Here is a 9,821-nt window from a genome sequence, read left to right as displayed (position 1 = left end):
TGGAGTGGTGGCGGCGAAGAGTGTGGGCGCAAAGTTGCTGAAAGTCTTCCAGTGCGTAGGTTGGCATCTTATAATCTAAAATTGATTAAGAAACGAAAGGCGGAGTCGATGGAGAGACCCTTCGACGTCAGTCGGATGAACCGAGGTCCGGACGATCTCATGCACTACGAAGACCTCGGATCTTCGCTGGTCGAAGTCTTGCAGCGCGCTGTTCGTGATCGGCCGGACCGAGAGGCGGTTGTCGAGGTCGGTGGCGAGCGTCTGCGGTACTCGGAGTTGTGGGATCGTGCCGGACAGCTGGCGGGTGGGCTACGTGAACGTGGCGTGCAGTGTGGCGACCGGGTCGCGATCAATCTGCCGAATGGGGCGGCGTGGGTCGTAGCCTACTTGGGCGTGATCCTTGCGGGGGCGATCGTCGTGCCGGTCAACACACGGTTCTCGAAGTCGGAAGTCGAATACGTGGTGACGGACAGCGGTGCGGCGCTACTGATTGATGACCCGTCGGACCTTCCTTCGGGACCGCACACAGTCACCCCGGCCGATCCCACGACCGTGGCTGCGATCTTCTATACCTCCGGCACCACCGGCCGCCCGAAGGGGGCGATGCTGACGCACGAGGCGGTCCTCACGAACTCGGAGAACACTCGCCGATCCATGGCAGCCGACATGGGCGACGAGGAACTGGCCGATTTGCGCACATTGATCGCGGTGCCGCTGTTTCACGCCACCGGTTGCCACATGCAGCTGGTCACCAGCATGTTCCTGCGGGGTACTGCGGTCATCATGTCGCGGTTCGATCCGGCTGGATTCCTGGCCACGGTCGAGCAGGAACGCATCAATACGACGGTGTCCGCGCCGGCGATCTATGCGATGGTGATGGACCACCCCGACTTCGAGCGCACTGACCTGTCCTCGTTGCGCAGCCTCTATTACGGCGGCGCGCCTACCACCCCGGCGCAAGTGCGCCGGATGAAGAAGATGTTCCCTGCGGTACACGTCGGCAATGGATTCGGTCTCACCGAGGTCACTGGAGTGCTCACGTTGTTGCCGCACGACGAGACCGAGGACTACACCGAATCGGTCGGCTACGCCATGCCCTCCAACGAGTTGCGCATCGATCGATCCGACGACGCCAGCAGTTCTGGTGAACTGCTGGCCCGTGGGCCGAACGTCATGGTCGGATACTGGAACAACCCGCAGCCGACGGCTGCGACGATCGTCGACGGGCGGTTGCGCACAGGCGATATCGCCACGATCGATGAGGTCGGACGGGTATACATCGTCGACCGCGCCAAGGACATGATCAACCGCCGCGGGGAGAACGTCTACTCGTCGGAGGTCGAGAACGCGCTGGCGGCAGTCGAGGGCGTCGCAGAAGTGGCTGTCGTCGGCGTCCCCGATCCGAGGTTGATGAACATCGTCACCGATCCCGCGCCGAGTTGGATGAACGCCATCAGGGGCAGTCGGCGTTCCATCCTCAGCATGTGAATAGTAATCACGCCGACCAGAGGCATGAGGAAGCACACTCCAAGGGTGGACAACACGAAACCGATCATGCGCCGCGTGCTGTGCGATGTGTAGAAGTCGACGACCGAGTGCATGCTGTTCGACGGACCGAGGGGGAGCGGCAGTAGACCTGCGATGAGCCAACCAAGGGCGGTGAGTGCGAGTGCCACAATGCCGCCCCATGAGCACAGGTTGAAGATGCGAAGTTTGATGTCTGTGTCTTTGGTGCTGATCGGTGTACCTCTCTGGCGGGGTAGGTAGGACCTTCCGGTCACCGCAGCGCCGGTTCTCGGGCCGTCGTTGGATGACCGGTTGTCCGGGCGTGGATGATCCATCGTTGGTCGTCAGTGAGCGATCTGATGACATAGATGAGTTGGCTCGACACTGTCACCGCCGAGCGTTGGTGACAGGCAAACCTCGGATGTTGGAATGTCGGTCTCGGCCGGCGTGAAGGACTCGCTGGCGCCGACCGAGATGCTTAATTGAAGATAGATTAGACTTTATGCCCCGTCAACGGCGGTCGACGACGTGGGACGTTGTGTCGGTGGTTGTTCGTCCGGCGCGGGTCTCTGTGTTGTGTCTCGCTCGGTGGATGTCGTGCAACAAGTCTCTACGGATGTCTTGCCGCGAGGCGGATCGGCCCGTGTTGGTTGCGGGAGGGTGGGTTGCCGGGGTGACGCTGTTGATGCTATTTAATATAGAGTAAAAACTACCCGGAAGTTGGTGTGCTCGATGGCTGGCGAAGCGGATCGACCGCGTCGAACGGACGAACAGGCTGCAGCCGAGAAGGTTGCGGCTGAACTCTACGAGATCCTGGCGACGGGAGATCGTGAAAGGCTCGATGCCATCCTGATTCCGGACTTCGAGGGCAGGACTGCAGAGGGAATGCCGTTCGGGCTCGGCGGTGTATACCGGGGCCCTGAAGCGATGTGGAGCGAGTTCTGGGGGCGCATCGCCCAGCATTACCGCGCTCGTGCGGTTCCCAGGGAATACCTGTGGTCCGGCGATGGTCGGCTGAGTGTCGTCGGCCGCTATCACGGGAAGGCGCGAGTTGGGGGAGGGGCCCTGGATGCTGAATTCGTCCACACGCTGACGTTCGCGCAGGGCAGGATTGCTGGATTGACCCAACTGACCGACACCGCTCGTTGGCATGAGGCGTTGACACCGAAGAGCGGCTTGCGCGCAGTCGAATTCGATGTTGCCGACGGGGTTGCGGTGTTGCGGTTGAACAGGCCTCGGCAACGCAATGCGATCGATCCGGCTATGGCCGACGACTTGTATGAGGTCGCGCAGCGCTGTGTGGTGGCGAACGACATGCGGGCCCTGGTCCTGCTCGGTAACGGCCCAGTGTTCACCGTCGGCGGGGACATCGAGGTATTCGCCGACACCAGCCCGGATTCGCTGGCCACGACATTGCGGCGCATGGTCAGCCCCTATCACGAAGCCTTGCGGATCTTCAACGAACTGCCTGTACCGATTGTCACCGGTGTACACGGCGCGGTCGGTGGTGGTGGCCTGGGAATGCTGTACTGCGCCGACGTTGCTCTCGCCGCCGAGGGGACCAAATTCGCCACCGGATTCACCGCCCTGGGACTTTCCGGTGACGGCTCGACTTCGTGGTACCTACCTCGGCTCGTGGGGCTGCGCCGTGCTCAGGAGATGTACTTCGGCCGAGTACTCGACGCGACGCAAGCATGCGAATGGGGACTGGTCTCGGAGGTCGTACCAGAGGATCGGCTGGAGCAGGCCACGCTCGAGCGCGCCGAAAAGTTGGCCGCCGGGCCAACATGCGCTTACGGAGAGATCAGACGATTGCTCCATGATTCAGCAGCGGCGACTCTCCCGCAGCAGTTGAATGCGGAGATCGAATCGATCACTCGCACAGGCGGAACCGCCGATGCTGCGCAAGCAGTTCGCTCATTCCTTTCGAAGACCAAACCGACGTTCGAAGGACGGTGACTCCCCTGTGTGCAACCGCGTGTCACGGCCGCTTCCAGGCGTCGGTACTCATAGGGCGGGTCCGTGGATGAGGTGACCGCATCGGAGGAGGATGTCGACGTGCTCGTCATCGGTGCCGGTCTCTCCGGAATCGGTGCCGCGTGCTGGCTGCGACGAGCCTTCCCCGGCTGTACCCTTGCCGTACTGGAGTCGCGGGATGCGATAGGTGGAACATGGGATACGTTTCGTTATCCAGGGGTGAGATCGGATTCGGAGATGTACACCCTCGCCTACCGGTTTCGGCCCTGGCGTAGCGACACCGCTATCGCCGATGGAAAGTCCATTCTCGGTTATCTGCACGTAGCGGCGCAGGCCGGGGGGATCGGCACGGTCATCCGGTTAGGGCATCGTGTTTTGCGAGCAGAGTGGTCGTCCAGCAGGCAGCGATGGCAGGTGGCAGTCGCGCGAACGGACACCGGCACGACGATCGAATTGTCGGCACGCTTCCTGATCTGCTGCACCGGCTACTTTCGTCATGAGCGCGGCTACGTCCCGGAACTCGGTGGCCGAGAGCACTTTCCGGGTGCAGTCGTGCACCCGCAAAGCTGGCCCTCTGGACTGGATGTGGTCGGCAAACGAGTCATCGTCATCGGTTCAGGCGCAACCGCGGTAACTCTGGCGCCCTCTCTCGTCCGCCTTGGCGCGCAGGTGACCATTGTGCAGCGGTCGCCATCGTATATTTTGCCCCGAGACACTCACAGCAGGTGGGCGCCAGTACTTCGACGCGTGCTACCGACACGCGTCGCCTACGCGCTGCTGCGAATCCGAGGTATTGCTGCGGATGCAGCTCTATACCGTCTGTCACGATCCCATCCGAACCAAATGCGGAGATGGATCAGAGGCCGACAACGACGCTATCTGACGGGATGTCACGATCCTCGCCACTTCGAGCCCAGATATGATCCCTGGACACAGCGGATGTGTGTCGCGGCCGACGCCGACCTCTTCCATGACGTCGCTTCAGGGGCGATCGAGATGGTCACCGACACGGTGACCGGCTTCACCGGTAAAGGGCTCCAGCTGGCATCCAACACTGAACTGGCCGCCGACATCGTCGTCACAGCAACAGGTTTCGACTTGCAGGTCCTCGGGGGGATCGACCTCATCGTTGACGGGGCACCTGTTCGGGTAGCCGACCGATACGCGTACAAGGCAGCAATGCTGTCCGGCGTACCGAATCTCCTGTACGTGATCGGGTATGTCAACGCTGCGTGGACATTGAAGCTGGACCTGTTGTGCCAGTTCATGGTTCGGCTACTGCGGCACATGAAGCGCCATGGCCATACCAGCGTGACTCCAGAGCCGAAGTCTGCCATGACTCGCGCACCCTTCATCGCCGATTTCCTGCCCGGATATTTTCTTCGATCGGGCCGAAGTTTTCCCTCACAGGGGGACCGGAAGCCTTGGCGACTAACGCATACCTACTGGAAAGACATGCTGGCCCTGCGATTCGGGCGACTCGACGACGGAGCGCTCCAATACTCCACAACCAGTGAATAGACAACGGGCAGACCCCACACACATCTAGCGAACTCATACAACTGACCAAGCGAAACGGATCTCCATGACTGCCGAAGATGCCGATGAGGCGAAATTCACTGGGCCGCTTGCAGGTGTGCGGGTCGTCGAACTGGCCGGGCTGGGCCCAGGCCCGTTTGCGACCATGCTTCTGGCCGACCTCGGTGCCGACGTGGTGCGGATCGATCGGCCTGTCGGCGCTGATGTCTTTCCGGGCAAGCCGCAGGAAGATCTGCTCAACAGGGGCAAAAGATCCATAGTCCTCGATCTCAAGGACCCGGCGGCCGTGGGACTCGCTTTGCAGTTGATTGAGCAGGCCGATGTGCTGGTGGAGGGCTATCGTCCGGGGGTGGCTGAACGCATCGGCCTGGGCCCGGAGGTTTGCCGAGAGATGAATCCGCGCCTGGTGTATGGGCGAATGACCGGATGGGGCAGCACTGGCCCGTTGGCTCAGCGGGCGGGTCACGACATCGACTACATCGCTGTGACCGGAGCCTTGCACGCTATAGGGGACGGTGATGCTCCGCGGATACCGCTGAATCTGGTGGGCGATTTCGGCGGTGGGGGGGATGTATCTGGTTGTGGGCATCCTGTCTGCTCTGCGTGTTGCAGAACAGACAGGAGTCGGGCAGGTGGTGGATGCGGCGATTGTGGACGGCACGGCCCATCTACTGACCGGAATCCATGCTTTCCTGGCAGCGGGAGCCTGGACGGACCAGCGCGAAGCCAACATGCTCGATGGTGGTGCGCCCTTCTACACCACGTACGTCACTGCAGATGGACGTCACATGGCAGTCGGAGCGATCGAACCCAGGTTCTACAAAGAACTTCTCGACTTGCTCGACCTGGACGAAGACCCGCGACACCAGCACGATCGCACTGCCTGGCCGGCGATCAGAGACAAGATCGGAGCGGCATTCTCCACCCGGACGCAGGCGGAGTGGTGCTCCGTTTTCGACGGGTCGGACGCCTGCGTCGCTCCAGTGGCCTCGTTGCCTGAAGCCGCAGACCATCCCCAGATTGCCGCGCGGGGAACTATCGTTCGACGCGATGGCGTGCTGCAAGCAGCTCCCGCGCCACGGTTTTCGATCTCCACGACCGCATTCGGCGCACCGCCGCCGCTGCCGGGGCAGCACACCCGCGAAGTACTCCGGGACTGGGGAGTCGAGGCGTAGACCGTACGACGGTCAACCGAAATTGTCTCTCTTGCAGGGCAACTGATGCCACGTGCTTTCGGGCGCGCTTGACCGGCAAACGAACTCGGTGCCGTTCGAGGCGCACCGTCGATCTCGGCGGGCCCGGGAGGTATCGGCGACGTCTCGAGCCCCATTCCGGACTGCACTGCTGGTCGGGCCCGCCCCCTGGTGCGACCCGGCTCACGGACTACCGCGGTGGCGTCGATGTCGGGGGACGGGGATCTCTCGGCAGGCCGAGGACCTGCTCACCGATGAGATTGCGTTGGATCTCCGAGGTGCCACCGGGGATGGTCAGGTACTTGGCGGAGAGGAATTCGTGCACGAACGCCGGGGTTTCGCCGAGCCAGGTCACACGTGCAGGCGCATCGACCTCGATCGCCATGCGCCCGAGCGCTTCGTGCAACTCGGAGTGAAAGAGCTTCAGTACGGAAACATGTGGGCTATCGGCTCCCACGGTTGATGCCCGCAACATATTCATCTGGTCGATCCGCTCGCGGATCACCAGGTCCGTCAACTCTGTGGCCAGACCCGGCTCGTCCCAGCTCCCGCACGCAAGTGCTTCGTCGACCAGTTTGTCTGCCCGGCCCGGCCCGACGACAACACCACCAGCCAGGCTCGCACGCTCATCGGCCAGGATTGACAGTGCGATCTCCCAGCCGCGGCCACGTTGTGCGATGAGGGAATCGGTCGGTAGCGCGACCTCGTCGAGAAAAACCTCGTTGAACTCTCGATCGCCGTTTATCTGTACCAGCGGCCGGATGTCGATACCTCGGACGCTCATGTCGACGAGGAACATCGATAGCCCCCGGTTGCGTGGTGCTTTCTCCGTGCGCGCCAGGAGGATACCGAAGGCGGCTGAGTGGGCGAACGAACTCCAGACCTTCTGGCCCGTTACGGACCAGGCTCCCGTGGAGTTCTGCTGTGCCCGGGTTGACAGCGAAGCCAGGTCGCTGCCCGCGCCAGGCTCGCTGAACAGCTGGCACCAGCGTTCGGTTCCGAGCCTGATGCCAGGCAAGTACCGCTTCCGTTGGTTGGGTGATCCCCAGCTGAGCAGCATGGGCGCGACAAGTTCGAGGCCCAGCATGTCGGCGTGAGGCCGCTCCACACCCAGCTCTTTCAAGCGCGCGGAGACGAGACCGGCCTGGTGTCGTGACAGATTCAGGCCACCGAACTCGACCGGCCAGGCCGGTGTCGCCAGGCCACTTTCACCGAGTAGGACGTACCAGTCGCGGTCCAACTCGGTTGGTCTGTGCTGTTCGACCCATTGGTCGATGGCTCGTACGAGTTCAGCATCGGAGTTCCCATTCAGTTCGAGCTGGCTACTCACATCGGCCCCATTTCTCGCCGTTCGGACAAGGTAGCGGTCAGACGGCCTCGCGCGGCCCGCGTCCCGCCGAATAGTGCGGCTGATACGCGTGCACGACGCAGGAACAGGTGTGCGTCATGCTCCCAGGTGAAACCGAGACCGCCGTGCATCTGGATCGCGTCGAATGCCGTCTGCACATAGCTGTCGCAGGCGAAGGCGAAAGCGAGATCGATATAGTGCGCGGCCTCGAGCTCGGCGAGGTCGACGAGGTGCGCTGCGTAGGCCACGGCTGAGCGAGCTCCCTCGAGCCTGACATGCATGTCGGCCAGCCGATGCTTGACACCTTGGAACATTCCCACGGGGTAGCCGAACTGGTGTCGCTCGCGGACATAGCTGCTCGTTCTGTCAACCAGCGCGGCCATGCCGCCGACAGCTTCGGCGCTGACCGCGAGTCGCGCGAACTGCAGCGCTCGCCGGGTGGCAGCGAGTGCCTCGGAGCCTGAGGATAGGACTTCTGCGGTTGTGTCCCTTAGGTTTACGGCTGCGACGGCTCGGCTCGGGTCGAGACTGGCCGTCGGTGTTCGTTCGGCCCCGGCGTCGGCGAAGTTGACACACAAGATAGCGCCACGATCCGCTCCGTAGGCGATCAGCAACGCGTCGGCTCCCATGCCATCCAGCACCAGCGGCAGATCGGAGGCAAGGCCGGATACTGTGCCCGTTCTCCCGTCGATGGACGGAGCCGGCGCATCGATCACCGCCACCGCGTACCGCTTGCCGACCAGAAGCTGCTCCAAATGAGGTCGCGCGCGTTCTCCGGCGCCAGTCAGCAACTCGGCCGCGATCACCGCTGAGGACAGGAATGGAGTGGTATTGAGCGCCGCCCCCATTTGTTCGCATACGACAGTCAGATGGACGGCGTTGCCCCCTGCACCCCCTAGCTCCTCGGGAACAAGGAGCGCATGGAGACCTAGCTGATCGACGAGAAGCTGCCAACCGGTCTCATCAACATTCTTGCCCGCAAGTCTGTCGCGGGCCGGCGTCGTCCCCGATGCCTTCATGTAGGACGACAGATACGCCTTCAGGTCTTGCTGGTCGTCAGTGAGGACGAACAAGCTCGTGGTGTTCGCGGCCATCAGAGCCGCTCGATGATGGTTACGTTGGCCTGGCCGCCGCCCTCGCACATGGTTTGGAGCCCGTACCGGCCTCCGGTCCGCTCCAAAGCCCCCAGTAGCGTCGTCATGATCCTTGTGCCGGTGGCCCCGATCGGGTGTCCGAGCGCGATTGCGCCGCCGTGCACGTTCATTTTGTCCAGCGGCACATCGAGTTCCTGCTGCCAGGAAAGGACGACGCTGGCAAACGCTTCGTTGATCTCGAACAGGTCGATGTCGTCCACAGTGAGTCCGGTGCGCTCGAGCGCGCGCCTTGTTGCGGGGATCGGTGCCGTCAGCATCATGACCGGGTCGTCTCCGAGCACAGTCATATGGTGGATACGGGCACGCGGTGTCAGGCCGTAGCGTTTCAGCGCGTCCTCCGAGACCACGAGCATCGCCGAGGCGCCGTCCGAAAGCTGGCTGGACACGGCGGCCGTCGTGCGGCCTCCCTCCCGGAGGACTGGAAGCTTGGCCATCTTGTCCAGGCTTGTGTCGCGGCGGGGGCCTTCGTCGGTGCCGAAGTCGCCGAAAGGCAGGATCTCGGCCTTGAATACACCGTTGTCGATGGCGTCGATTGCCCGCTGGTGGCTCTCCAGTGCGAAGATCTCCATATCCTCGCGGGATATGTTCCATCGTTCGGCAATCGCATCGGTGGACCAGAACTGGGTCATCTCATTGATGCCGTAACGACGGACCCAGCCCTCGCTACCATGCCACGGATCCGAGACCCCGTCGGGCTGCTCCTCGCTGCGGAACGCCGTCAGCAAGGGGATCCGACTCATGTTCTGCACGCCGCCAGCGATTACAACGTCCGAGGTACCACTCATCACCGCCTGCGCGGCGAAGTGCACAGCCTGCTGGCTCGAACCGCACTGGCGGTCGATGGTCACGCCGGGCACCGTCTCCGGGAAGCCGGCCACCAGCGCCGCTGTGCGGGCGATATCGCCAGCCTGGGAACCCAGATTGTCGAGGCACCCGAGCACCACATCGTCCACGACGACCGGGTCGATGCCGACACGTTCGACCAGTCCCGCGAGCACTGCGCCCGCGAGGTCTGCGGGGTGTGCCGCCGCGAGCGCCCCGCCACGCTTGCCGACGGCGGTCCGCGCCGCATCGACGATGTATGCCTCAGCCATATTCTCTCCT

General features: G+C 62.8%; 7 protein-coding genes and 1 pseudogene. 5 read left to right on the top strand and 3 right to left on the bottom strand.

What is annotated here, in order from left to right; genetic code table 11:
- Positions 1 to 108: 108 nt before the first annotated feature.
- The 5 genes and pseudogenes from NV1_RS30860 to NV1_RS46635 all read left to right on the top strand — a co-directional run bounded on the left by NV1_RS30860 (position 109) and on the right by NV1_RS46635 (position 6,197).
- Complete coding sequence (locus NV1_RS30860) at positions 109 to 1,488, top strand: class I adenylate-forming enzyme family protein (RefSeq protein WP_084526013.1); 1,380 nt, start codon at positions 109 to 111, stop codon at positions 1,486 to 1,488.
- Positions 1,489 to 2,238: 750 nt separating this feature from the next.
- Positions 2,239 to 3,465: an enoyl-CoA hydratase-related protein gene (locus tag NV1_RS30855; RefSeq protein WP_067899391.1), complete on the top strand. Its 1,227-nt coding sequence runs from the start codon at positions 2,239 to 2,241 to the stop codon at positions 3,463 to 3,465.
- Positions 3,466 to 3,528: 63 nt separating this feature from the next.
- Complete coding sequence (locus NV1_RS30850) at positions 3,529 to 5,004, top strand: flavin-containing monooxygenase (RefSeq protein WP_084526012.1); 1,476 nt, start codon at positions 3,529 to 3,531, stop codon at positions 5,002 to 5,004.
- A 64-nt stretch (positions 5,005 to 5,068) separates the two neighbouring features.
- Positions 5,069 to 5,527 (top strand): annotated as a pseudogene (locus NV1_RS46640) (CoA transferase); the annotation flags it as partial.
- A gap of 64 nt (positions 5,528 to 5,591) precedes the next feature.
- Positions 5,592 to 6,197, top strand: a complete 606-nt coding sequence (locus NV1_RS46635) for a CoA transferase (RefSeq protein ID WP_307630548.1) — start codon at positions 5,592 to 5,594, stop codon at positions 6,195 to 6,197.
- Positions 6,198 to 6,405: 208 nt separating this feature from the next.
- Here NV1_RS46635 and NV1_RS30840 read toward each other — a convergent pair whose 3' ends face one another.
- The 3 genes from NV1_RS30840 to NV1_RS30830 are packed head-to-tail and all read right to left on the bottom strand — an operon-like array spanning position 6,406 to position 9,811.
- A complete protein-coding gene (locus tag NV1_RS30840) occupies positions 6,406 to 7,545 on the bottom strand; it encodes an acyl-CoA dehydrogenase family protein (protein WP_084526010.1) in 1,140 nt (379 codons plus the stop codon).
- Complete coding sequence (locus NV1_RS30835) at positions 7,542 to 8,657, bottom strand: acyl-CoA dehydrogenase family protein (RefSeq protein WP_067899387.1); 1,116 nt, start codon at positions 8,655 to 8,657, stop codon at positions 7,542 to 7,544. Before NV1_RS30835 ends, NV1_RS30840 begins: the two co-directional genes overlap by 4 nt.
- Complete coding sequence (locus tag NV1_RS30830; RefSeq protein ID WP_067899384.1) at positions 8,657 to 9,811, bottom strand: acetyl-CoA C-acetyltransferase; 1,155 nt, start codon at positions 9,809 to 9,811, stop codon at positions 8,657 to 8,659. The genes NV1_RS30835 and NV1_RS30830 overlap by 1 nt, the downstream gene beginning before the upstream one ends.
- Positions 9,812 to 9,821: the final 10 nt, after the last annotated feature.

The sequence above is a fragment of the Nocardia vaccinii NBRC 15922 genome, from assembly GCF_001613305.1.
Classification (GTDB): Bacteria; Actinomycetota; Actinomycetes; order Mycobacteriales; family Mycobacteriaceae; genus Nocardia; species Nocardia vaccinii.
This window is presented reverse-complemented; position numbering and strand designations above follow the sequence as displayed.